The organism is Belliella calami (genome assembly GCF_022549695.1).
Taxonomy (GTDB): Bacteria; Bacteroidota; Bacteroidia; order Cytophagales; family Cyclobacteriaceae; genus Belliella; species Belliella calami.
Genome location: NZ_JAKZGS010000017.1, coordinates 60,555 through 86,024, shown reverse-complemented (window position 1 = coordinate 86,024; position 25,470 = coordinate 60,555). Strand labels below are relative to the sequence as shown.

At 36.7% G+C, this 25,470-nt stretch carries 20 protein-coding genes and 5 tRNA genes; 17 read left to right on the top strand and 8 right to left on the bottom strand.

Translation table 11 applies throughout. The features are described 5' to 3' along the window. Window positions 1–87 precede the first annotated feature (87 nt). Both MM236_RS16485 and MM236_RS16480 read left to right on the top strand, forming a co-directional pair. The gene (locus MM236_RS16485) at window positions 88–1,728 is read left to right on the top strand and encodes a S41 family peptidase (RefSeq protein WP_241276090.1); all 1,641 of its coding nucleotides are present in this window, start codon (window positions 88–90) and stop codon (window positions 1,726–1,728) included. A gap of 339 nt (window positions 1,729–2,067) precedes the next feature. Then, window positions 2,068–2,466, top strand: coding sequence for a VOC family protein (locus MM236_RS16480; protein WP_241276089.1), 399 nt, complete (start codon window positions 2,068–2,070; stop codon window positions 2,464–2,466). Between the two features lie 238 nt (window positions 2,467–2,704). Here the strand turns inward: MM236_RS16480 and MM236_RS16475 are convergent, their stop codons facing one another. After that, window positions 2,705–4,666: a M1 family metallopeptidase gene (locus tag MM236_RS16475; RefSeq protein ID WP_241276088.1), complete on the bottom strand. Its 1,962-nt coding sequence runs from the start codon at window positions 4,664–4,666 to the stop codon at window positions 2,705–2,707. A 171-nt stretch (window positions 4,667–4,837) separates the two neighbouring features. On the opposite strand from MM236_RS16475, the gene MM236_RS16470 reads away from it, so the two are divergent. The 11 genes from MM236_RS16470 to MM236_RS16420 all read left to right on the top strand — a co-directional run bounded on the left by MM236_RS16470 (window position 4,838) and on the right by MM236_RS16420 (window position 10,792). Continuing rightward, complete coding sequence (locus tag MM236_RS16470) at window positions 4,838–6,691, top strand: TonB-dependent receptor plug domain-containing protein (RefSeq protein ID WP_241276087.1); 1,854 nt, start codon at window positions 4,838–4,840, stop codon at window positions 6,689–6,691. Window positions 6,692–7,678: 987 nt separating this feature from the next. After that, window positions 7,679–7,753: transfer RNA gene (locus MM236_RS16465), tRNA-Val, on the top strand. 90 nt (window positions 7,754–7,843) lie between these two features. Beyond that, window positions 7,844–7,918, top strand: a tRNA-Val gene (locus MM236_RS16460). A 130-nt stretch (window positions 7,919–8,048) separates the two neighbouring features. After that, window positions 8,049–8,123 (top strand) — tRNA-Val (locus tag MM236_RS16455). Between the two features lie 24 nt (window positions 8,124–8,147). Next, on the top strand, window positions 8,148–8,396 hold the full coding sequence (locus tag MM236_RS16450) for a GIY-YIG nuclease family protein (RefSeq protein ID WP_241276086.1): 249 nt from the start codon (window positions 8,148–8,150) through the stop codon (window positions 8,394–8,396). A 396-nt stretch (window positions 8,397–8,792) separates the two neighbouring features. Further along, window positions 8,793–8,867 (top strand) — tRNA-Val (locus tag MM236_RS16445). 24 nt (window positions 8,868–8,891) lie between these two features. Then, window positions 8,892–9,140, top strand: coding sequence for a GIY-YIG nuclease family protein (locus MM236_RS16440; protein ID WP_241276086.1), 249 nt, complete (start codon window positions 8,892–8,894; stop codon window positions 9,138–9,140). 396 nt (window positions 9,141–9,536) lie between these two features. Then, a tRNA-OTHER gene (locus MM236_RS16435) sits at window positions 9,537–9,611 on the top strand. 23 nt (window positions 9,612–9,634) lie between these two features. Next, window positions 9,635–9,892 (top strand): GIY-YIG nuclease family protein, encoded by a 258-nt coding sequence (locus MM236_RS16430; RefSeq protein ID WP_241276085.1) that lies wholly within the window; start codon window positions 9,635–9,637, stop codon window positions 9,890–9,892. A 285-nt stretch (window positions 9,893–10,177) separates the two neighbouring features. Further along, window positions 10,178–10,426, top strand: coding sequence for a GIY-YIG nuclease family protein (locus MM236_RS16425; protein ID WP_241276084.1), 249 nt, complete (start codon window positions 10,178–10,180; stop codon window positions 10,424–10,426). Between the two features lie 93 nt (window positions 10,427–10,519). After that, window positions 10,520–10,792 (top strand): GIY-YIG nuclease family protein, encoded by a 273-nt coding sequence (locus tag MM236_RS16420; protein WP_241276083.1) that lies wholly within the window; start codon window positions 10,520–10,522, stop codon window positions 10,790–10,792. Between the two features lie 113 nt (window positions 10,793–10,905). Here MM236_RS16420 and MM236_RS16415 read toward each other — a convergent pair whose 3' ends face one another. Next, entirely contained in the window at window positions 10,906–13,308 is a 2,403-nt protein-coding gene (locus MM236_RS16415) for a ribonucleoside-diphosphate reductase subunit alpha (RefSeq protein ID WP_241276082.1), read from the bottom strand. 35 nt (window positions 13,309–13,343) lie between these two features. After that, window positions 13,344–14,324, bottom strand: coding sequence for a ribonucleoside-diphosphate reductase small subunit (locus tag MM236_RS16410; RefSeq protein WP_241276081.1), 981 nt, complete (start codon window positions 14,322–14,324; stop codon window positions 13,344–13,346). A 701-nt stretch (window positions 14,325–15,025) separates the two neighbouring features. Between MM236_RS16410 and rplU the strand changes: the two genes are divergently transcribed. From rplU to MM236_RS16390, 4 genes are all read left to right on the top strand, one after another. After that, complete coding sequence (rplU, locus tag MM236_RS16405; RefSeq protein WP_241276080.1) at window positions 15,026–15,337, top strand: 50S ribosomal protein L21; 312 nt, start codon at window positions 15,026–15,028, stop codon at window positions 15,335–15,337. A 34-nt stretch (window positions 15,338–15,371) separates the two neighbouring features. Then, window positions 15,372–15,632, top strand: coding sequence for a 50S ribosomal protein L27 (rpmA, locus tag MM236_RS16400; protein ID WP_241276079.1), 261 nt, complete (start codon window positions 15,372–15,374; stop codon window positions 15,630–15,632). Window positions 15,633–15,898: 266 nt separating this feature from the next. Further along, window positions 15,899–18,625 (top strand): S9 family peptidase, encoded by a 2,727-nt coding sequence (locus tag MM236_RS16395; RefSeq protein ID WP_241276078.1) that lies wholly within the window; start codon window positions 15,899–15,901, stop codon window positions 18,623–18,625. A 108-nt stretch (window positions 18,626–18,733) separates the two neighbouring features. After that, the gene (locus MM236_RS16390; protein WP_241276077.1) at window positions 18,734–19,042 is read left to right on the top strand and encodes an HPF/RaiA family ribosome-associated protein; all 309 of its coding nucleotides are present in this window, start codon (window positions 18,734–18,736) and stop codon (window positions 19,040–19,042) included. Window positions 19,043–19,083: 41 nt separating this feature from the next. Here the strand turns inward: MM236_RS16390 and MM236_RS16385 are convergent, their stop codons facing one another. From MM236_RS16385 to MM236_RS16365, 5 genes are all read right to left on the bottom strand, one after another. After that, window positions 19,084–19,713 carry a rhomboid family intramembrane serine protease gene (locus tag MM236_RS16385; protein WP_241276102.1) on the bottom strand — a complete coding sequence of 210 codons (630 nt, stop codon included), beginning with the start codon at window positions 19,711–19,713 and terminating at the stop codon, window positions 19,084–19,086. Window positions 19,714–19,726: 13 nt separating this feature from the next. After that, window positions 19,727–20,722 (bottom strand): polyprenyl synthetase family protein, encoded by a 996-nt coding sequence (locus tag MM236_RS16380; RefSeq protein WP_241276076.1) that lies wholly within the window; start codon window positions 20,720–20,722, stop codon window positions 19,727–19,729. After that, complete coding sequence (rnr, locus tag MM236_RS16375; protein WP_241276075.1) at window positions 20,688–22,889, bottom strand: ribonuclease R; 2,202 nt, start codon at window positions 22,887–22,889, stop codon at window positions 20,688–20,690. Before rnr ends, MM236_RS16380 begins: the two co-directional genes overlap by 35 nt. 284 nt (window positions 22,890–23,173) lie before the next feature. Then, window positions 23,174–24,337 carry an ATP-binding protein gene (locus MM236_RS16370; RefSeq protein ID WP_241276074.1) on the bottom strand — a complete coding sequence of 388 codons (1,164 nt, stop codon included), beginning with the start codon at window positions 24,335–24,337 and terminating at the stop codon, window positions 23,174–23,176. A 392-nt stretch (window positions 24,338–24,729) separates the two neighbouring features. After that, the gene (locus tag MM236_RS16365) at window positions 24,730–25,467 is read right to left on the bottom strand and encodes a 3'-5' exonuclease (protein WP_241276073.1); all 738 of its coding nucleotides are present in this window, start codon (window positions 25,465–25,467) and stop codon (window positions 24,730–24,732) included. Window positions 25,468–25,470: the final 3 nt, after the last annotated feature.

Sequence of the window (25,470 nt, the reverse complement as noted above, 5' to 3'; positions counted from 1 at the left end):
TATAAAAACGAATTGCATAAGAATTCAGTTATGTATTATATTTGATGAATTTCCAATAAAGTAAATAAAAAATAACCAGAGGATATCGTGAGCGAAATTAAAAACACAAAAGCGCAAGTACGTCTTCCAATAATTATCGCTCTAGCCATAGCAGCGGGAGTTTGGATTGGAGCTACTTTTGCAGAACCAAAAACAGATAGAAACGACCTGAAAGCTGCTCTTTACAAACTTCAAGAGATAGTGACATACATCAACAGGGATTATGTTGATAGCGTCAATACAAACGAATTGGTAGAGTTTGGCATTGAAAAAATGCTGGAAAAACTAGATCCACACTCAAGTTATATCCCTGCAAAAGATGCTGCTTTGGCTAAATCCCAGCTCGAAGGAAACTTTGATGGTATTGGTGTTGAATTTGGTATCATTAGAGATACGATCTATGTGGTAGCTCCATTGGAAGGAGGCCCGTCCGAAAAACTTGGCATCCAATCAGGTGACCAAATCATAAAAGTAGATGGGGAAACTGTAGCTGGGACTGGGATTACAAACAATGATGTCTTTAGTCTACTTAGGGGACCAAGTGGAAGTATTGTGGAGGTTGACATAAAAAGAAAATCACAAAAAGAGCTCATCCGATTTGATATAGTCAGGGACAAAATACCACAATACTCTATCAATGCATCTTACATGATAGATGATGAAGTGGGATACATTAAAGTGACTCGATTTGCTGCAACAACCTACGAAGAGTTCAAGAAATCAGTATCTGAACTTAAAGAACAAGGAATGACTAAGCTTGTATTAGATCTTCAAAGCAATCCTGGAGGTTATATGGGGGCTGCTATCAATATTGCTGATGAAATCTTAGGAAGCAATGCAGTAATCGTTTCCCAAGAAGGCAAAACAAACAAGTTCAACCAAAAAGCATATGCCGTCAAACAAGGTGATTTTGAAGAGGGATCTGTTATAGTATTGATTAACGAAGGTAGCGCTTCGGCTTCAGAGATTGTAGCAGGTGCAATTCAAGATAATGACAGAGGATTGATTGTAGGTAGAAGATCATTTGGAAAAGGCTTAGTACAAATGCCTATTCCACTATCTGATGGTGCAGAATTGAGACTCACTATCGCAAGATATTTCACTCCGTCGGGAAGGTCTATCCAAAAACCCTATGGTGACGACGAAGAGGAATATAGTTTGGACTGGATCAAAAGATTTGAACACGGTGAGTTTTTCTCCGCTGATAGTGTGAAATTCAATGACAGCCTTAGATATGAAACCAAATCAGGAAGAGCTGTTTATGGAGGAGGTGGAATAATGCCAGATTTCTTTGTACCGTTGGATACTACCATGTCTAGTTCTTACGTCAACAGACTGTTCAATTCGGATTCTGCAAGAGAGTTTGTCCTTGAATATTTAGACAAAAATAAGAAGAAGTTTGACGGAATGAGCTTTGAAGATTACTACAGCAAGTACCAAGTGTCCGACGAAATGCTCCAAGCACTGATAAAAGTTGGGGAAAGAAATAAGGTGAAATTTGAAGAAAAAGATTTTAACAAATCCAAAGCTTACCTTAAAACACTTATCAAAGCAAACATGGGTAGAAATATTTATGATGACAATGCCTACTATAAGGTAATCAATGATATCAATGAGATTTACCTGCAAGCGATAAAGTTATTTGATGAAGCAGATAAAATAGCTCTTTCTTCAAATACGAATGAGTAATTAACCGAAATATAAATCAAAAGGGAGGTCAAAAATATGGCTTCCCTTTTTTTATCATATTTTTCATAGATGGGCATTTATTTTTTCAGGATAATATTTCTTTGAATAATGGGAAATTTACAACCTATATATTCACAACATTTATACAAAAATAATCTTGTTGATAAATGATTTTTAAAAACTTTCCAAAAAACGAATTTCTAAGCAAATAAGATCAATCAAACACTCAAAAAAACTCCCATAATTCTACCTTTATTTTAATTCTGTTAAATTAGTAACTCTTAAACCCAAAACTAGATGAAATCAATTATTCTAACATTAACACTAAGTTTTATACTAATGAGTGAAAATATTCAAGCACAAGTAAAAATAACCCATATTGCTGTTTATGTAAGTGACTTGCAGCGAAGTGCAGATTTTTACAGAGATGTATTAAATTTCAAAGAAATCGACGAACCTTTTAAGGACGGCCTACATGCTTGGTTTGATATTGGAAACAATGTCCAACTTCATATTATTGAAGAAGTTTGGCAACCTATCACCATCAACAAAATAAACCATCTTTGCTTTAGCATACTTAATATGGATGATTTTATCAAAAACCTAGAAAAACACCAGGTGGAATTTGAAGATTGGCCAGGAGAAAAAGGAAAAATAAACATCCGCCCAGATGGAATCCAACAAATTTACCTTAGAGATCCAGATGGCTATTGGATTGAAATAAATGATGAGTACTAAAAATTATTACAGGCGATGACAATTGTAGTTGAATTTGCCAGTAAAACCATACTGACAATTGTAATTAGTTATTAGTGAATCAATTGACTCAAAACACATCATTTTGGTTGGCTGCTGATAAGAAAGGTAACATATACTATACTAATAAATAAAAAAAGTGAAAGGACTCAGTCTTTCACTTTTTTTATTTATTACTCCTTACTAAAGAATTGATTGCTCAAAGATTCAATTTCTTCCTTTATTGCTTTTCGTAAAGAGCAGAAGGCCAGACATCATTTCCAGCGTTCACATCTGTGATTATTTTATCAGGATCAATCTCGACTTTAACAACCTTTTTATCAGCTTTCAGTAAGTGCTGCCATGTATTTCCTTTGAACCAAACCTCAACAGGCAAAGATCTTCTTTCCTTTTGCCCATCCTCATATGTCACTTCAAAATTGACAGGCATTGGCATGTCTCCTTTGTTTGAAAAAACAACAATGTAATTGGCCCCATAAGGATAGACACCGTCCACAGACAAGTCAATGTTTGCATTGCTATAAAACCAACCTTTCCAGAACCAGTCTAGATTTTCCCCAGACACATTCTCTACGTGATTGAAGAAATCGGTAGGCTGAGGATGCTTGTATGCCCAAGTTTTGATGTAGGAGCGAAATGCTTTATCAAACCTTTCGTGACCCAAAATATACTCTCTAAGCATAATGAAACCCAATGCAGGCTTCATATATGCCACCATACCTAAGTTATTGCTTTGAGTTCTATCTGCATGTGTTGCTATTGGCTCTCTGTTATCATTGGTCAACCAACCCAAATATTTTCTGGTCTGAATAAGATCGTTGGTGTACTCTCCCTCATTAAAAGCCAAATAGCTGTAGTAATTGATAAAAGTATTGAAACCTTCATCCATCCATGCATGTCTTCTTTCATTGGTACCAACAATCATTGGGAACCAATTGTGACCAAATTCATGATCAGTAACACCCCATAACGACTCCCCTTTGGACTTATAACTACAAAAATTCAATCCTGGGTATTCCATGCCACCTATATCAGCTGCCACATTTACCGCCACTGGATATGGGTATTCATACCACATTTCAGAATAATGCTCTATAGATGCTTTGCTGTATTCAGTAGATCTACCCCATGCTTCTTCGCCATCACTTTCTTTGGGATATACAGACTGGGCTATTATCCTTTTCCCGCTCGGGAGATTTGCACCAACTGCATCCCAAATAAATGCTTTAGATGAAGCAAAAGCAACATCTCTAGTATTGTTCATTTTGAAATGCCAAGTAAGCTTACCATCTTGCCTTGGCCTGATATTACCATTATCTCCTACTTCATCCGGATTGATGATATATACTCTTTCATCACTTTCAGCAGCATTTTTCATTCTATTTTGCTGCTCCTTAGTCAGGACTTGACTTGGATTCTGAAGTTCTCCAGATCCCACAACAATGTGATCGAAAGGAACTGTTACTTTGTAATCAAAGTCACCATATCCCAAATAAAACTCCCCTGCCCCCAAATACGGGTCTGTGTTCCAACCTGTCACATCATCAAGTACTGCAACCCTTGGATACCATTGTGCCATAGCATAGATAGTTCCATCCTTCACATCCAATCGCCCCATTCTATCCATTCCTTTGACTGGTATTTTGTATTCGAAATCCATAGAAACAGTCGCTACACCTCCATTTGCAGGTATAGGTTCTGCAAAAACAACTTGCATTCTAGTATCTGATATCAAATACTCATTACTAACCGCTTTGTTTCTTCCTGATAGGCTAGCCTTCACATTTTCTATAGTATAACCACCATTGACATCACCACTGTATCGATTTCCTTGAACAGGTGTGGTCAATGTTCCTCTTGATTCTTCAGTAAATCTATTTTGCTCTAAAAAAAGCCAAATGAAATCTAAAGCTTCAGGGCTGTTGTTTGTGTATGTAATCGTCCAAGAGCCTTTTACTGAATGATTCTCTTCATCCAACTCAACGTTAATGACATAATCAGATTTATTTTGCCAATAATTTGGACCTGGCTTGCCCGTGGCAGACCTGTAAGCTGTCCCTTGTCTGTAACCAAACTCGGTAAAAGCAGCATCTTTATTGTCTTTTACTTGCTGAGCTTCAAGGTTTATACCCCCTGTCAAAACTAGAAATAAAAGAAACACCCTTTTTACGATATGTGTCATATTATGAAATATAATTTTTAAATGATTTGGCTAAAATACAGAAACAAAAGATAACAAAAAATCAAATTTTGAAAGTAGGGTTTGCAGGCTGGAAATTTCTTCTAAAATGCAAAACATTTGCATTTAGAATTATTTAGAGGGTAATTTGCGCCGAGATTTTAAATCTATTTTATGAAAAAAATATTACTTATTCCTGTTTTGATCCTTCATTCTTATAGTGTCAAAGCTATTCAAGACAGTACAACAGTAGATCTTGGAGAAGTTATAATTCAAGAAAATAGGATTGAAATACCTTTCAATAAGGTGTCAAGAAATATATCAATCGTAAGTAGAAAAGAAATAGAGACTACACCTGCCAGAAGTTTGCAAGAAGTCCTTTCTTTTACTCCTGGGGTAGATGTAAGACAGAGAGGTGTTTCTGGTGTTCAAGGCGATATTGGGATCAGAGGAGGAGGTTTTGAACAAACCTTGATGCTCATAAATGGAATAAAAATGACTGACCCACAGACGGGACATCATATCATGAATATCCCCATTCCGCTTCAAGCAATACAACGTGTGGAAATAATGAAGGGCCCAGCCTCCAGAATCTATGGACAAAATGCTTACGCTGGTGCGGTCAATGTAGTCACTATGCTACCTGAATCGAAAGGATTGAACATTCAGGCTTATGGAGGTGATTTTGGAATGAAGGGGTTTAGCGTAGTTTCCGCTTTGCCAGTCACTTTACCTTTTGGTACTTACAAACAATCACTGTCTGTTTCCCACGACGCCTCAAATGGTCACTGGTACAACTCTGATTATAAAGTAAGTAATGTTTTCTATGAAGGTGGGATGGATTTGAATGAGAAAAACGAGATCCGAACTATGGTCGGGTATACCGACAGGTCATTTGGCGCAAATGGATTCTACACCAATAGCTTTCCGGATCAATGGGAGAGTATCCAGACTTTTATTGCTTCTCTTAGCCATACTTATAGCCATGAAAACGTTTACTTACAGACTAGGGCATATTGGAGAAGAAATTCGGATGAGTTTAGGTTAAGGAGAAATGAACCTGAATTTTTTACCAATAACCATGTCTCAGATGTTTTTGCCTTGGAACTGAATGGAAGATATCAATCTAAGCTAGGCACAACAGGCTTTGGGCTCGAAGGTAGGCAAGAGAAAATAGAAAGCAATAATTTGGGAGATAGAGAGAGGGCATTTCTTGGAGTTTTTGCTGAGCATCGGATTGAGTTTTGGGAAAACTTTGATTTCAGAGCTGGAGTATATTCCAATTACTACAATGAATATGGTTGGAAGCATTTCCCTGGTGCCGAATTGGGGTATCAGATCAATAATAGCTCAAGACTTTATACAAATTACGGTGCAAGTTATAGAATCCCATCCTTCACAGAACTTTACTACCAAGATCCGAGTAATTTGTCAAATCCAGACTTGACACCAGAAGAAGCCCAAAGTTTTGAGTTTGGTTACAAATATGGAAACAAAGGCTTAAGGCTTGAAGTAGTCTATTTCAACAGACACACAAAAAATCTAATCGACTGGAATAGAGAACCAAGTGATATTGAACCCAATCCAAACCGCTGGATGCCAAGAAATATCTCTGAAGTGACTTTCCAAGGTATCGAAATAGGACTGCAGCAAGCGTTAAAACTAGGGAGTAAAAATTTTAATCTTTCTGAAATATCATTGAGTTACAATTACATCGATGCAGACTTGAAACAATTACCAGGTACAGAATCAAGAAACACCCTGAACGCAATGCGACATCAGGTTATTGCCGGCGTAAGATCTGAAATTTTTACAAATTTGGAATTGAACATCAAGGCTAGATATATTGAAAGAATGGCTTTGGATCCATATTTCTTAATGGATATTAGAATGGATTACAATAGATTGAAGACCTTCGGTTTTTTTGCTGAAGCTTCCAATGTCACGAATACTGATTATATAGAAGCTGGCTTTGTTCAAATGCCAAGAAGATGGTTTAGGGCAGGTATATCGATCAATTTGCAGTAATAAAATTTATCTACACGATCAATCTGGTCTTCTAAAACTTCAAGTTTTGGGAGACCATTTTTTTTCGAGTATTTTAAAAATTGTACACAAACGACAATACATTATTGTCTACCCTCCCACCCTGCGCTTTCAATAAAAAACCTTTTATTTTATAAAAAAAGCTACAATTTAGAATACTGACCATTCATAATTTGATGACATTCCCAGATTTCATTAATGACAAATTTTCAAATAACATCATTAACATAAAACCATCAACGCTTGATTAATAGATGGAGAACAGCAAACTTTTACTTAATTTAATCGAAATAACATGTTTTTTTCTTTCATACAATTATTCAAAAACCAGCGGTTTGTAGGCACTTAATTTAAGGGAAAATGTTCTCAAAAAACTGAATACTTTAGATAATGTAAATCCTTAGAAAAATAAATTGTAATTTTTCGAATTCAATATCAACCAATTACAAAATCCCTGTAAAAATTAAAGTTCAATTTTTTGCTCAAAATCAAAATTAAGCTACCTTTGCAAACCAATCAGGAAAGAATAGGCGACTACCTCAAAAGATTCCGATTACCATCGGAAGAGTCCGAAGTTCGACCGATTGAAGTCTTGAAATAAATAATATTGGGAGTTTAGCTCAGTTGGTTCAGAGCATTCCGATTACCATCGGAAGAGTCGAAAGTTCGACCCATTGAAGTCTTGAAATAAAAAATATTGGGAGTTTAGCTCAGTTGGTTCAGAGCATTCCGATTACCATCGGAAGAGTCAGAAGTTCGACCCATTGAAGTCTTGAAATAAAAAATATTGGGAGTTTAGCTCAGTTGGTTCAGAGCATTCCGATTACCATCGGAAGAGTCGAAAGTTCGACCGATTGAAGTCTTGAAATAAAAAATATTGGGAGTTTAGCTCAGTTGGTTCAGAGCATTCCGATTACCATCGGAAGAGTCGGAAGTTCCACCCATTGAAGTCTTGAAATAAAAAATATTGGGAGTTTAGCTCAGTTGGTTCAGAGCATCTGCCTTACAAGCAGAGGGTCGGGGGTTCGAATCCCTCAACTCCCACAAAAAATTAATAAAGATTAATTTAAAATTTTTCGATTAATTTCGGTAAAGTCGAATTAAAAGGTTTGAAGTCTTGAAATAAAAAATATTGGGAGTTTAGCTCAGTTGGTTCAGAGCATCTGCCTTACAAGCAGAGGGTCGGGGGTTCGAATCCCTCAACTCCCACTAACAATTGAAATATACACTTTAGACCTCTTTGCTCAATTGACTCAGAGCATTCCGAATAACATCGGAAGGGTCGGGGGTGCGAATCCCTCAACTCCCTCTAACAATTGAAATATACACTTTAGACCTATTTGCTCAATTGACTTAGAGCATTCCGATTACCATCGGAAGGGTCGGGGGTGCGAATCCCTCAACTGCTACTCCAAGCTTCAAAAAGAGTTTTTTTTTTATGGCATGTTACTTTTACATTTTGCAATCAAAATCCAAAGACAAATATTACATCGGACATACTTGTGATGATTTAAGCGAAAGGCTCCGAAGACACAATTCTAACCACAAAGGTTTTACTGGTAAAAATGCCGATTGGGAAATAGTTTATTTCGAAAAGTTCAATTCCAAAGAAGAAGCTTATGAACGTGAACGGAAAGTAAAATCTTGGAAAAGTAAAGTTAAAATAAAAGAGCTCTTAAATTCTTAGCTCAATTGACTTAGAGCATTCCGATTACCATCGGAAGGGTCGGGGGTTCGAATCCCTCAACTCCCACTAACAATTGAAATATACACTTTAGACCTCTTTGCTCAATTGACTCAGAGCATTCCGATTACCATCGGAAGAGTCGGGGGCTCGAATCCCTCAACTCCCACTAACAATTGAAATATACACTTTAGACCTCTTTGCTCAATTGACTCAGAGCATTCCGATTACCATCGGAAGAGTCGGGGGTTCGAATCCCTCAACTCCCACTAACAATTGAAATATATACTTTAGACCTCTTTGCTCAATTGACTCAGAGCATTCCGAATAACATCGGAAGGGTCGGGGGTGCGAATCCCTCAACTCCCTCTAACAATTGAAATATACACTTTAGACCTATTTGCTCAATTGACTTAGAGCATTCCGATTACCATCGGAAGGGTCGGGGGTTCGAATCCCTCAACTGCTACTCCAAGCTTCAAAAAGAGTTTTTTTTTTATGGCATGTTACTTTTACATTTTGCAATCAAAATCCAAAGACAAATATTACATCGGACATACTTGTGATGATTTAAGCGAAAGGCTCCGAAGACACAATTCTAACCACAAAGGTTTTACTGGTAAAAATGCCGATTGGGAAATAGTTTATTTCGAAAAGTTCAATTCCAAAGAAGAAGCTTATGAACGTGAACGGAAAGTAAAATCTTGGAAAAGTAAAGTTAAAATAAAAGAGCTCTTAAATTCTTAGCTCAATTGACTTAGAGCATTCCGATTACCATCGGAAGGGTCGGGGGTTCGAATCCCTCAACTCCCACTAACAATTGAAATATACACTTTAGACCTCTTTGCTCAATTGACTCAGTGCATTCCGATTAACATCGGAAGGGTCAAGGGTTCGAATCACTCAACTCCCACTAACAATTGAAATATACACTTTAGACCTCTTTGCTCAATTGACTCAGAGCATTCCGATTACCATCGGAAGAGTCGGGGGTTCGAATCCCTCAACTCCCACTAACAATTGAAATATATACTTTAGACCTCTTTGCTCAATTGACTCAGAGCATTCCGATTACCATCGGAAGAGTCGGGGGTTCGAATCCCTCAACTCCCACTAACAATTGAAATATACACTTTAGACCTCTTTGCTCAATTGACTCAGAGCATTCCAATTACCATCGGAAGGGTCGGGGGTTCGAATCCCTCAACTGCTACTCCAAGCTTCAAAAAGAGTTTTTTTTTATGGCATGTTACTTTTACATTTTGCAATCAAAATCCAAAGACAAATATTACATCGGACATACTTGTGATGATTTAAGCGAAAGGCTCCGAAGACATAATTCTAACCACAAAGGTTTTACTGGTAAAAATGCCGATTGGGAAATAGTTTATTACGAAAAGTTCAATTCCAAAGAAGAGGCTTACGAACGTGAACGGAAAGTAAAATCTTGGAAAAGTAAAGTTAAAATAAAAGAGCTCTTAAATTCTTTGCTCAATTGACTCAGAGCATTCCGATTACCATCGGAAGAGTCGGGGGTTCGAATCCCTCAACTCCCACTAACAATTGAAATATATACTTTAGACCTCTTTGCTCAATTGACTCAGAGCATTCCGATTACCATCGGAAGGGTCGGGGGTGCGAATCCCTCAACTCCCTCTAACAATTGAAATATACACTTTAGACCTATTTGCTCAATTGACTTAGAGCATTCCGATTAACATCGGAAGGGTAAAGGGTTCGAATCACTCAACTGCTACTCCAAGCTTCAAAAAGAGTTTTTTTTTATGGCATGTTACTTTTACATTTTGCAATCAAAATCCAAAGACAAATATTACATCGGACATACTTGTAATGATTTAAGCGAAAGGCTCCAAAGACACAATTCTAACCACAAAGGTTTTACTGGTAAAAATGCCGATTGGGAAATAGTTTATTACGAAAAGTTCAATTCCAAAGAAGAGGCTTACGAACGTGAACGGAAAGTAAAATCTTGGAAAAGTAAAGTTAAAATAAAAGAGCTCTTAAATTCTTAGCTCAATTGACTCAGAGCATTCCGATTAACATCGGAAGGGTCAAGGGTTCGAATCCCTCAACTGCTACTCTAAGCTTCAAAAAGAGTTTTTTTTATGGCATGTTACTTTTACATTTTGCAATCAAAATCCAAAGACAAATATTACATCGGACATACTTGTGATGATTTAAGCGAAAGGCTCCGAAGACACAATTCTAACCACAAAGGTTTTACTGGTAAAAATGCCAATTGGGAAATAGTTTATTACGAAAAGTTCAATTCCAAAGAAGAGGCTTACGAACGTGAACGGAAAGTGAAACAGTCAATAAATCGAACTCTCTCAAATGAATTTAGAATAAGGGTTGGATCTATTTCATTTCAACCTTGAGTCACATTTTTCTAACAAAACTGTGTTTAAGGATGAATTAATGAACTAAAACTCATAAAAAAAGCGCCTGACAAAATCAGACGCTTTTTCCCATAAACGAACTCTAAAATTTGTTAACTCCCGCACATTTCGCATTCATCAGGATTATCCAATGAACAGGCGATAGCATCTTGTTTTTGTTGAGCTACAGACGTATCAATTGATACTTGGTGGTTTGGTGCATCAGTTTTCAATGCAGCTTTATCAACAGTGAATTGGATAGCACTTGTTGCAGCTTGTGAACGCAAGTAATACATACCGGTTTTCAAACCTTTCTTCCAGGCGTAAAAATGCATTGATGTCAATTTTCCAAAATTAGGATCTTGCAAGAACACATTCATACTCTGAGATTGGCAAATATATGCCCCTCTTTCAGCAGCCATATCAATGATTGTCTTCTGCGAAATCTCCCAAACTGTTTTATAAAGATCCTTGATGTTTTGCGGAACACCCGGGATATTCTGAACAGAACCATTGGCAGCAATGAGTCTGTTTTTCATATTGTCATTCCACATTCCAAGATTTATCAAATCTCTCATCAAATGCTTGTTGACAACGATAAACTCTCCTGAAAGTGTTCTTCTTGTATAGATATTGGAAGTATATGGTTCAAAACACTCGTTGTTTCCAAGGATCTGGGAAGTAGAAGCTGTAGGCATAGGTGCAATCAAAAGTGAATTTCTCACACCATATTTTTTTACTTTTTCCTTCAATTCATCCCAAGCCCATCTTCCTGACTTTGGTGCTACACCCCAATGATCAAATTGGAATTGCCCTTTGGAAACTGGTGAACCTTCGTAAGTTTCATATGTCCCTTCAACTTTGGCTAACTCCATGGAAGTTTCCATTGCCGCAAAGTACATCGTCTCTGCAATGTCCTCATTGAGCCTTCTCGCTTCATCTGAATCAAAAGGCATTCTCAACAAGATAAATGCATCTGCTAAACCTTGAACTCCCAAACCAATCGGTCTATGTCTGAAATTAGACCTCTTAGCTTCCTCAACAGGGTAGTAATTCACATCAATTACTTTATTCAAGTTTCTTGTTGCTACTTTGGTGATTTCGTACAACTTTTGGTGATCAAAAGTCTTCACTCCATCTCTACCTTCTACTACGAATTTTGGTAAAGCGATAGAAGCCAGGTTACAAACAGCGACCTCATCAGGAGAAGTGTATTCTATGATCTCAGTACACAAGTTTGAAGACTTGATAGTACCTAGATTTTGTTGATTAGATTTTTTATTTGCAGAATCTTTATACAACATATAAGGGGTACCTGTCTCAATCTGAGATTCAAGAATTTCAAACCAAAGATCTTGGGCTTTGATAGTTTCTCTAGCTCGGCCTTCTCTTTCATACTTTTCGTATAATTTATCAAACTCCTCACTATGACAATCTGCCAATCCAGGAGCTTCATTAGGACAGAACAAAGACCAGGATTCGTTTTGCTCTACTCTTCTCATGAACAAATCAGGAATCCACATTGCATAGAACAAATCTCTTGCACGCATTTCCTCTTTTCCATGATTTCTTTTCAGTTCCAAGAAATCCTTCACATCTGCATGCCAAGGTTCCAAGTAAATTGCAAAACTGCCCTTACGTTTCCCTCCTCCTTGATCAACATATCTTGCAGTCATGTCAAAGTTTCTCAACATAGGAACAATCCCATTGGAAACTCCATTCGTTCCTTTGATATAAGATCCTTTAGCTCTTACATTGTGAATTGATAGACCTATACCACCTGCAGATTGCGAAATCTTTGCAGTCTGCTTTAGGGTATCATAAATACCATCAATGCTATCATCCTTCATCGTCAAGAGGAAGCAAGATGAGAGTTGCGGTTTTGGTGTACCTGCGTTGAAAAGTGTTGGAGTCGCATGTGTAAACCATTTTTGGGATAGCAGATTATAAGTTTCAATAGCTGCATCAATATCTTCTTTGTGGATACCAATAGAAACCCTCATCAACATATGCTGTGGCCTTTCTACTACTTTCCCATCTAATCTGATCAGGTAACTTCTTTCCAAAGTTTTGAAACCAAAATAGTCGTATGCGAAATCCCTTTCATAGTCGATAGCTGCATCAAGTTTTGCCGCATATTTTTTCACAATACCATAAACATCAGAAGCAATCAATGCTGCATTTTCCTCTGTTTTGGGATTGATATATGTGTACAGCCTTTTCATGGTATTTGAAAAAGACTGACTCGTCGTTTTGTGAAGGTTAGACACAGCAATTCTTGCTGCCAAGGTTGCGTATTCAGGGTGTCTCACAGTTAGAGATGCACAGATCTCCGCTGCCAGATTATCCAGTTCGGTGGTGGTCACGCCATCATAAAGACCATCAATGACCTTTTTGGCAACTTCAATTGGCTGGATGTATCTATTATCCAATCCGTAGCAAAGATTTTCTATCCTTGCAGTGATTTTATCGAATCGTACAGATTCTCTTCTTCCGTCTCTTTTTATTACTAACATAAGGTCGCTTTATATGGGTATCTGAAAAATATATATTAAAAATCCTCTCCAATAGAGAATTTTGGAGATTCATTAATTTCGTTTGATTTCATCACGCCAGCTTTTTGGTAATCCCCTACTCTCTTTTCAAAGAAGTTTGTTTTACCCTGAAGTGAAATCATATCCATGAAATCGAATGGATTGGTGCTGTTCCAGACTTTCGCACAACCCAATTCAAGTAATAATCTATCTGCTACAAACTCTATGTATTGACACATCAAGTCAGAGTTCATACCAATCAACCTTACAGGCAATGCGTCTGTAACAAACTCCTTTTCTATCTCAACAGCATCTTTGATAATCATCGTCACTGTTTCTTTAGGCAATTGGTTATTAACGTGCTCAGTATATAAGTGGCAAGCAAAATCACAATGAAGACCCTCATCTCTTGAGATCAATTCATTAGAAAATGTCAATCCAGGCATCAAGCCTCTTTTTTTCAACCAGAAAATAGAACAAAAAGAACCCGAAAAGAAAATTCCTTCAACTGCAGCAAATGCAATCAAACGTTCTTGGAAAGAACCATTGTCAATCCATCTCAAAGCCCATTCAGCTTTTTTCTTCACACAATCTATATGCTCAATAGCATTCAGAAGCTTATCTCTTTCCTGATTATCCTTGATATAGGTATCTATCAACAAACTGTAAGTTTCGGAATGAATATTTTCCATTGCTATCTGAAAACCATAAAAGAACTTTGCTTCAGTATATTGAACTTCTGAAACAAAATGCTCTGCAAGGTTTTCATTCACAATACCATCACTTGCTGCAAAAAATGCCAATACGTGCGAGATAAAATGCCTCTCTCCATCATTGAGATTTTTCCAATCATTCAAATCCTGACTTAAGTCTATCTCTTCCGCAGTCCAAAAACTAGCCTCTGCCTTTTTGTAATATTGCCAAATGTCATCATGTTGTATAGGAAATAAAACAAAACGATTTTTGTTTTCTTGGAGAATTGGTTCGTACTGTTGCATTATTATAAAGAGTTAAGTTTATGAAAGTCCTTAATACAAAGACTTTAATAGATTTTTTACTTCGAAGACTAGGGCTATTGAGGCAAATAGTGATCAGAGCCTCTCAACAAATATGACCAACTATTTTTAAAAATAAAACCCCAAGGATGTCTATTTACTTAGTTTTTTGACTTTTGGTCACTATATTATAATTATCTATTTATAAGCATTTTATATTATTTTATTTAAATCTTTAATTAAATTAAATAAGCTATAAACCCAACAATCAATATTTCTGAAAAAAAATGAAAAATTTTTTCTGACTGAAATTTGTTCATTTTTTGACCATTGGTCAATTATAAATTAGTGAATTAAATAAACATACAAAAGCATTAAAACACCTAATAAACAATCATTTACACAGGAACTAGGATTTTTGATCTATTTGAAATTTTTGATAAAACCATGGTGCAAAACAACTTACAAAAATCCTTATTTTTTTTTATGAATTCCTGAAAAATATAATGCGCATTATATTGGAATCTAATCTTGGAAATTTGTTTCTTTATGATTCGAAATAGGTGAAAAACAACCATAGCTTTCTTAGATCACATCAGTACCAATCCTAAAATATTGACGATATTTATAAAGTTATTTTTTTGTATCAAAGGGAGTTGCTATATTTGTACCTCAATTTGATAAAAAGTATCCAACGAAAATCTATGTACGCAATAGTTAACATCGCAGGAAAGCAGTTCAAAGTAACAAAAGATCAGTACGTTTATGCACCTAAGTTGCAAGGCGAAGCTGGCGCTTCCGTGGAATTTGACCAGGTACTGTTGGCGGAAGACAACGGTTCAGTGTCAATTGGTGCTCCATTATTATCCGGAGCAAAGGTATCAGGTAAAATCCTTGATCATGTGAAAGGTGACAAAGTAATTGTCTTCAAAAAGAAAAGAAGAAAAGGTTACAAAAAGAAAAACGGTCACAGACAAGATTTCACTAAAGTATTGATTGAAAGTATTGTATTATAAGATATCCTATTAGGAATCATAAACATTAAATATCATGGCTCACAAGAAAGGTGTCGGTAGTTCCAGAAACGGTAGAGAATCACATAGCAAAAGACTAGGTGTGAAAAAATTCGGCGGTGAAGCTGTTATCGCTGGTAACATCATCGTAAGACAAAGAGGTACAAAACATCATCCAGGAGAAAATGTAGGTTTGGGTAAAGACCATACACTTTTCGCTACTGCTGATGGAAAAGTTGAATTCAAAAAGAAATTCGACGGTAGATCTTATGTACATGTAGTACCTGCTACTGCTTAAGATTCTATTCTTCAACAAACTCAAATAGGACTTTCTAACGAAAGTCCTATTTTTTTTGCTCTATATATTGATATCACCACCAATGTAATACCGTTTTGATTTTTCAGGCAAGGAATACATCTTGTTTCAGATTAAATTCCAATTAAAGAGTTGGAGATTTCAAATCTTCAATTTTAAACAGATCATTTACACCCAAATCTTCAATGAAAATAAGCTTTTTTCCTCAAACCTTTTTTCATTGAGATTTTCTCATTTCAAAACCCTTTATGAAACAAAAAAACTACATTCTATCTGTAATTCTGATTCTAACCATCGGAAGCTTGCAGGCTCAAAAGAAGCCGTTACAACTTGAGGACTATGGGAAATGGTCCAGAATCACCTCAACTACAGCTTCACCAAATGGCAATTGGTTCGCCTATGGACTCCGGCCAAATGGTGGTGACGATACACTTCATATAAAAGCCGTTCAATCAGGAGAAATCAAAAAAATCCCATATGGGTCTTCACCCTCATTTACTAAAAACAGCAATTTCATAGCTTACTTCACAAGTCCTAACAAAGAAGAGACAGAAAAATTAAAGAAAGCCAAAAAGCCTGTCTCTCAAACAGCTCATGTTATGAATTTGAATTCTGAAGAGAAGTTTGATGTAGAAAGAGCCAACAAAATGTCTTTTTCAAATGACGGAAAATATTGGACGGTTTTGAAAAATAAACCAGAGAATGCCAAATCAGAAGTTCGAGGTGCTGACCTCGTACTCTATGACCTAAGTAATAAAGTTGTAACTACTTTAGGAAATGTAGTGGAATATTCTTTCAACCAAAAGAGCTCGCATCTAGCTTATATTGTAGATGCCGAAGATCAAATTGGTAATGGTGTGTTTTTGTTAGACCTAAAAAATATGTCAACAAAAAACCTTGACAGCGACAAAGCAATGTACCAAAGCCTTACTTGGGATGACGGGCAATCAAAAAAATCTGAATGGGCGAGCAAAGGCAATCAATTGGCAGTTTTGAAAGGCAATAAAGTTGATACACTTTTGCAACAACCTAATTCTTTGTTGATTTTCTCAGAGCTCGATAATTCAATGAAAAAACAAGTTCTAAAGGACTCGAGTACTGGCTTTCCTTCTGAATTTATAATCAGCGATAAAGGCCGCTTGAGCTTTAGTAAAGATGGAAAAACAGTTAATCTGGCTATCAAAGAACAAGAGACTAAATTGAAGATGAGTAAAGATACGGTTGCCAATGTAGATGTATGGCATTGGAAAGATGACAACATACAATCTGTACAGATCGTCAGGGCAAACAGAGACAAAAACTTTACTTATAGCGCTTCTTACCATATCAAAGAAGATAAGTTTGTGAGATTATCTGACGAGTCAATTAAATACGTCAGCGAGTCAAAGCACCCTAAATACAGAATAGGAAGAGATGACAACCCATACTTAAGTGATGTTAATTGGGGTATTTCTCCAGCAGATTTGTACAGAGTAGATATCTCAACCGGAGAAAAAAAGAAAATTGAAGAATTGGTTACCCGGACTTTGGGAGACTCTCCTGATGGGAAGTATTATTTGTATCAAAAAGACACTGCATTGATTGTCTATGATGTAGATGCTGATAAACGAACCAATATTTCAAAAAATGCCTCTGTAATTTTTATGGATATGGAACACCCCTATCCACATGAAAATCCCCCTTTTGGATTAGCAGGATGGTCAAAAGATGGGAAAAGTGTAATTGTAAACCATAAATATGATTTATGGATGCTGGCTTTGGATGGCAGCAAAGCTGAAAATATCACCAAAATTGGAAATGATCAAGAAATTAGGTTTAGGCATGTTAATTTGGATCCTGAAGAAGATTGGATAGATACCAAAAAACCATTGTTGCTAACTGCATATGGAGAATGGACTAAAAAGGAAGGATTTTATTCATTGTCAATAGGCTCTCAACCTAAAGCGATTGTCTATGAAGATTTTAGCTATGGAAGGCCTATGAAGGCTGAAAGTGCCGATAAATTGTTTTTCACAAAACAGACTTTTGTTGATTTTCCAGATTATTATGTAACTAATACAGATTTTTCCAACCAAAAAAGAATAACAGATGCCAACCCACAACAAAGCGAATATGCTTGGGGTAAAAGAAAATTGGTGGATTTCACAGATGGAAGGGGAAATAAATTACAAGGTACAATGACGCTTCCTGCAGATTATGAAGAAGGTAAAGCTTATCCAACCATTATCTATTTTTATGAAACCATGTCAGAGCGTCATCATCAGTACTCAATGCCTGTGTATGATGATAGGCCCCATTTCTCCACCTATGCAAGCAATGGCTATGTGATATTCATGCCAGATATTGTATTCGAAGAAGGCAAGCCAGGGACAAGTTCTCTAGACGTAATCACATCTGCAGCCAAAGAATTGATCAAGCTCGGATATGCTGACAAGGACAATATAGGTCTTCAAGGTCATAGCTGGAGTGGATATCAAACATCATTTATCTTGACCCAAACAGACATGTTCAAATGCATCGTAACAGGTGCTCCGCCAACAAACCTAGAGAGTTTCTATAACAACATCTATGGAAGCTCAGGAACTGTGCATCATGGCATCATGGAAATTGGCCAAGTACGAATGGGCTATGGAGTTACTCCTTGGACGCATAGAGAGATCTATCAAAGGGAAAACCCAATGCATCACATACCAAATATCAAAACGCCTTTCTTGATTCTTCATGGTACCGCTGATGGTGCAGTAGATTGGTCGCAAGGCCTAGAACTTTACAATGCTGCAAGAAGAATGGGCAAAGAAGTAATATTCCTATCTTACCCAAATGAAGGGCATCATTTGGCAAATGAGGCAAACCAGAAAGATTTCCAAAGAAGGATGAAAGAGTATTTTGATTACCATCTTATGGCTAAGCCTGCACCTGAATGGATGGAAAAAGGAATTCCTCAACTCAAAAAGCTCTATAACAAAGCTGATTAGAGAAAAATCAAAAAAAGCCACTCAAATTGAGTGGCTTTTTTTTGACTTTTGATCTCTAGTATCCGTACAATAGGGTGTATTTTCAAAATAAATCTAAATTTTATAACCATGAACTACACAGAAAATTATAAGGGTGTCAAAATTGATGTTCAATCTCCAAATCTAGATGTGAGTCAAGAAGTCCAGGAGGAAATCAGAGCTAGTATCAATAAGCTCTCAAGATTCACCCAAGATATCAATGCTTTAGATGTCTATTTCAAATCCGAAGGACAAGGTGGCACGGCTACTACTACGATCGGAATGCGTGTAGGAATTCCAGGACCGGACGTTTTTGCAGAAGAAAAAGGGGAAAATTGGATAGGAATGTTAAAGTCTGTAACTGACAAAAATATCCGACAAATTCAAAAAGGCAAGTGATAAACCTGCTATTATTATCAAAAAAATCAAAAAGCTTCAGGTCAAAACAACCTGAAGCTTTTTATTTCATTTAGAAAATTGAGGGCACTGCTAGGGCTTATAATTAATATAAAAGCAATCCCAAACAATGCGCCGTACAAATGCGCATCGTGATTGATCCCATCATTCCCTTTTTTGGCTTGTACCACAGAATAGATCAAAAATAGCACACCAAGGGCAAAACCAGGCAAACAGATAATCCCAAATAGACAAATGTCAGAAAGGGGCATCAGAATAATACTTGCAAAAACCGTCGCCGCTACTCCCCCACTCGCTCCAAGAGCTCGGTAAAAACTATGATCCTGATGCTTAAGGAATGTAGGAATATCCGACACAATAATTCCCACAATATAGAATAGTACAAAAACCAAAGTCCCAGGGATAAATCCCAATCGGTAAAGTAAAAATTGCTCTACTGCTCCTCCAAAGAAAAAGAAGGTAAACATATTGAACAATAGATGCATGCTGTCTTTGTGAATAAATCCTGACAGGACAAAACGATCATACTGATTTCTATTTTTGATTAGGTATGGGGTAAACATCCATCTTTCCAAGATTTGTGGATTTCTGAACCCCCAGTAGGAAGTCAAAACGGTGATCACTATAATGACCACCGTCGTTGATAATTCTATCATGTTATTCTATTTATTTCTCTCTGTGAATAAGATCCTGGGTCAATTCCAAAAGCATGTTGAAACTTAGAAGGTTTGGGACACTAAGCGAGTTGTATTGATCAAATCCTTTCTTAAAATAATCTTGCATTTTTGACTCTGTAAGGGTTTTAATCCCTACTTTATCATAAATCTCAGTGACAGCGCTCACCTTTTCAACTTTATCAAAATCTTCTCTTGCAATCCATTTTTCCAATTCATTTTTTTCTTCACCTTCAGCAAGCTCTTTTGCTTTAATAAGTAGAAAAGTTTTTTTGTTGGAAATGATATCTCCTCCTACTTGCTTCCCAAACTTGGCTTGATCTGCATACACATCCAAAAGATCATCTTTCAGCTGAAAGCCTATACCAATATTGACACCGAAGTCATAGAGCTTTTGTGCTTCTTCTTTTGAAGCATCAGCTAATAAAGCTCCAAACTGCAAGGCAAAACCTAGCAAAACTGCTGTTTTTTGTCTGATCATATCAATGTAATCTTCTTCGGAAACCACATCAATTTTCTCAAAATTCATATCATGTTGTTGTCCTTCGCAAACTTCAGCGGCAGTCTGATTGAACAAACTCAAGATCTCTGGGAGTTTTTCCGGAGACACTTTCACCAACATCTCATAAGCTTTGACCAGCATTACATCACCAGAGAGGATTGCAGTGTTGGCATTCCACTTCTCATGAACCGTGGCTTTCCCTCTTCTCAGGGGCGCATCATCCATAATGTCATCATGCATCAAAGTGAAATTATGAAAAACCTCCACAGCAGATGCTGGTGTCAATATCGATTCATAGTCGTCTTTATAAAGAGAATATGCCATCAAAGTCAGTAATGGTCGGATTCTTTTTCCTCCAAGACTCATTATATAGCTTATCGGCTCGTATAACTCAGCTGGGGAATTTCCATATTGGAATCCCTGAATATGATTCTCTAAATCTTGTAAAAGCTTATTTACGCTTACGGGGTTTGTCGTTTGATTCATTATCTGCAAATTCCAAATCTATTGTTCTTTTATCTATGTCAGTAGCTACTACTCTGACATTCACTTTATCACCTAAAGTGATCATTTTTTTATTTTTCGAGCCAATGAGGCGCATATTTTTTTCATCAAATTCGTAATAATCATCATTCATATCCTGAACTCTGATCATACCCTCACATTTGGTTTCGGTAATTTCTACGAAAACACCCCACTCAGTCACCCCAACTACGATACCTTCATAATCTTTATCTTCAGCAAGTGCCATAAACTCGACCTGCTTGTAATTGATAGAAGCTCGCTCTGCATTGGAAGCTCTTTTCTCTCTATCAGAAGAATGGAGACATTTGTCTTCCCATACTTCTGCTTCAGGAGACTTCCCTTCATCAAGATAATGCTGAAGCAATCTGTGAACCATCATATCTGGATACCTCCTGATAGGGGAAGTAAAGTGAGTATAATGTTTAAATGCCAAACCAAAATGACCGCGTGGCTCTACTGTGTAGATCGCTTTGGCCATGCTTCTGATCGCAAGTTGTTCCAAAACATTTTGCTCTGGTTTCCCTTGGATCTCATCCATGAGTTGATTCAAAGCTTTGGAAATCCTGTTCCCTTCCCCAATTTTGATTTCATGACCAAATTTCTTTGCAAAGTTGGAAAACGTCTCCAATCGCTCCAAATCAGGATGATCATGGACTCTATATACAAAAGTATCAGCCCCTTTGTTTTTGTCAAAGATAAATTCTGCCACTGTCCTATTCGCCAAGAGCATGAATTCTTCAATCATCTTATGAATATCCTTGCGTTCTTTCACAAACAATCCAAGTGGCTTGCCTTTTTCATCCAATTGGAATTTCACCTCCACTGTTTCAAAATTCACAGCACCTTTGTCAAATCTCCTTTTTCGAAGTTTCTTTGCCATTTCATTCAAGAAAGTCAACTCTTCAAAGAAATCTCCTTCTTGATTGTCAATATTCTCTTGCGCTTGTTCATAAGCAAACCTTCTGTCGGAATGAATGACAGTTCTTCCTATCCAATGTTTGACAACATCAGCATTTTCGTCCATTTCAAAAACACATGAAAATGTAAGTTTATCTTCATTTGGACGAAGGGAACAGAGACCATTACTCAAGCGCTCTGGAAGCATCGGGATTGTTCTATCTACCAAATACACAGAAGTGGCTCTGTCGTAAGCTTCTTTTTCCAACCCTGTTTTTGGCTTTACATAATGCGTGACATCTGCGATATGCACACCAATTTCAAAATTGCCATTGTCCAATACTCTATAAGAAATAGCATCATCAAAATCCTTGGCATCTGCTGGATCTATGGTAAAGGTGGTAATCCCTCTAAAATCCTTTCTGCTGTTGATTTCTTTTTGAGAAATCTCCTCAGAGATTTCTTCCGCTTCTGCAGTGACATCTTCTGGGTACTCGAATGGCAGTCCAAATTCCGCCATGATCGAATGGATTTCCACTTCGTGTTCTCCTGCTTTCCCTAATACCCGAGTTACCTTTCCAGTAGGATTCTTATCTCCTTCTCTCCATTCTGTAAATTTGATCACAACTTTCTGATTGTGCTCTGCTCCTCCAAGGTCTCCTTTATGCACAAAAATATCATGGTGCATTTTCTTGAAATCAGGAACTACAAAGGCAAAGCGAGGAGAAATCTCAACTCTCCCAACAAACTCGTCTCGACTTCTTTCTAAAAGCTCGAGGACTTTACCTTCCATGCGTCCAGTATTTCCCTTTAGAGGATAAACCATGATTCTGACTCTGTCTCCGTCAAGTGCATTTTTCAAATCTGCCTCTTTGATCAGGATATCCTCTTCTACTTTATACTTGGCATCCGCCACAATATAAGCAAACCGAGGGTTTACAAAATCCACGACGCCCTCTATAAATTCAGGCTCTTTATTTGACGAAAAGTAATTTCTAGGTGATTTTGATATAGATCCTCCAGCAGCTAGCTTGTGTAGAATTGGTTCTACACCGCCTTTGACCACTGAATCTCTGATTTCTAACTTCTTTACAATTTGCTTGGAGTTGAATTCCTCTCCAAAATGATTATCCAAAAAGTTCAATACTTTTCTAGCTAACTGGGCGGCATCCATTACCTTTCCTCCTTTAGCTTTGCCTTTTCCGGCTCTATTATTTGATTTTCTTCCCATAAAAATGAGTTTTTAATATTTTTCTTAATTTGTTAATAATGATTTCTGGAATTCAGGACTTCCAGACTTTTTTGGTTGATTGATATGAAAATGGGGGTGCTTATAGCATTCGAGGCAGTGGATGATTCTGCCTTCTGAAAAATGGGGATTATCTATCTTAATTTCCTGCTTTATTCTCAAAACATCTCTTCTTCTTTCAATTCTATAAAGTTAATAAAAAAAAATGCTTGAAAATGGTTCATTTAGGATTATTTAAAATTTTAATAACATCGCTCACAAGGGATTTACCATTCAGGAAAATCCCTCCAAGAAACTAATTTCCCAGCAGAGCGATTTTGGCTGTCTTTACCTCCATATACCAATGATTTCTTGATCCTTTCTATTTTTGAAATCTCCTCAAACTTGTTTAAACCATCAAACATATCTGTGGTGATCGTTTTTGATGCCTTAAATTCAAAAACACTGAAATCCAATCCATCATCAACCAATAAATCAACTTCATTGCCCCCAGAATCTCTCCAAAACCAAATGTCTTCCAAATTATTGGAATGATGCATTTGCTTTACATATTCTGCAATCATCATATTTTCGAATAATGCTCCTTTGATAGGATGAATCAAAAGCTTCTCAACAGATGAAATCTTAAGCAAATGACATAACAATCCTGTATCATAGAAGTACAGCTTTGGAGTTTTCAATGTTCTTTTACTGAAATTCTTATAGTAAGGATACAACTGAAACGTAATGAAGCTTTGCTCTAAAGCCGAAAGCCATGCTTTAGCTGTAGGTTGTGTGATGCCACACTCATTAGCCAAGGCATTTAAGTTGAGTAACTGACCCGCCCTTGCTGCGCAAAGGGACAGGAAATTCTGAAACAAGCGCATTTCTCTTATCGCAATCAATTCACTCACATCCCGATTGATATAAGTCTGAATGTAATTGGAGTAAAATATCTTAGTCGGAATATCTCTATGATAGATAGCTGGATAATATCCTTTGACCAAATTATCCAAAAACTCATCTTGCAATAAACCTGCGGAACTTAGCTCAGAATGATCCAAGGGAAATAGTTTAAAAATAGCAACCCTCCCTGCAAGACTTTGGGTAATATTTTGCATTAAATGAAAATTCTGCGAACCCGAAAGCACATAAGAGCCCATCCTCTCTGGATGATCATCGACTTTTGTTTGGATGTATGAAAAAAGTGCTGGCACTCTTTGAACTTCATCAAAAATCACTTGATGATCATATTCTTCCAAAAAACCATTTGGATCTTTCTCAGCAAAATTTCTATAGTCAGGATTCTCAAGACTAATATACCGATACCCTTGAAACAAATCTTTCAACAAAGTAGTCTTGCCCGACTGCCTTGGACCAGTCAAATCGATGATGGGATACTTTGGTATCATTGCCTTTACTGCATCATATATCCTCCTATTAATCAGCATTATTTTTATTTCAAAATTAACATCAATTTTGAAATTACACAAGTTTAATTTTGAAATTACATGACTAAAATTTTGAAATTACACAAACTGAATTTTGAATTTACATGCTATTTATTTTGAATTAACACAGCTTAAATCTTGCGATTACAGAATAACAATTTTGAATTCACACCTCGTAAGGCACAAAATTGACTATCCACAATCTTAAAAAAATCCTAAGGAGAATTATCACATTAATAGACTCCAAACTTTGAGATTTAACAGATTAAATTTTGAAATAACATAGTGTCAATTTTGAAATAACACGGATTGAATTTTGAAATAACATGAATACAATTTTGAAATAACATGGATCTTATTAGTAGACAGAATGGTAAAAAATGAATATCAAATCACTCCTGCTCAATATCCAAATTGATAATTTCAAACTCAATTTCCGGTGGTAAACCTTGGAAAGCCAAATAAATCTGTGCTGTCACCAAGACATCTCTGAGACAATATTCACGAATAGCTTGGAGGTCATTTTGGTTGTAATAAGCATCATTCACTTGGGAACCATCAATCCCTTCTTTGGAAGTGGGAATGTCAAAAACAGCTGCCAAAAGTTCCAAACGTGTGTAATGCTTATAATCACCGAACTTCCACAATTCCAAAGTATCCAAATGACGAATTTCCCAAGGCTTTTTGCCGGCCATCTGAAGTGGTTCAGGCAATGGAATTCTATTTATCAAAATCCTTCTGGAGAGGTAGGGAAAATCAAATTCCTTTCCATTATGTGCGCAAAGAATCCATTGCTTTTTTCGCAACAAATCAGAAAATTCAAATAGAGCATCATATTCGGAGTCCGACGCAAAACTTTTTGTCCTGAAGCTCAGCCCTTCAGTTTCCTTATCAAATTTGAAATATCCTACACCTACGCAAATGACCTTGCCGAACTCAGCGTATATTCCAGCCTTCTCAAAAAATAGACTCCCAGATTCGATTTCTTCATCTGATTTTTTTATGATCTTTTCCTTTTTGATCCATTCTTCTTGAATTCTCTCAGGTAGTGCATCAAAAGAAGGTTCAGAAGAAGCTGTTTCTATATCCAAAAACAGGATATCACTCAAGTCACTCAAAAAATTATTCATGTT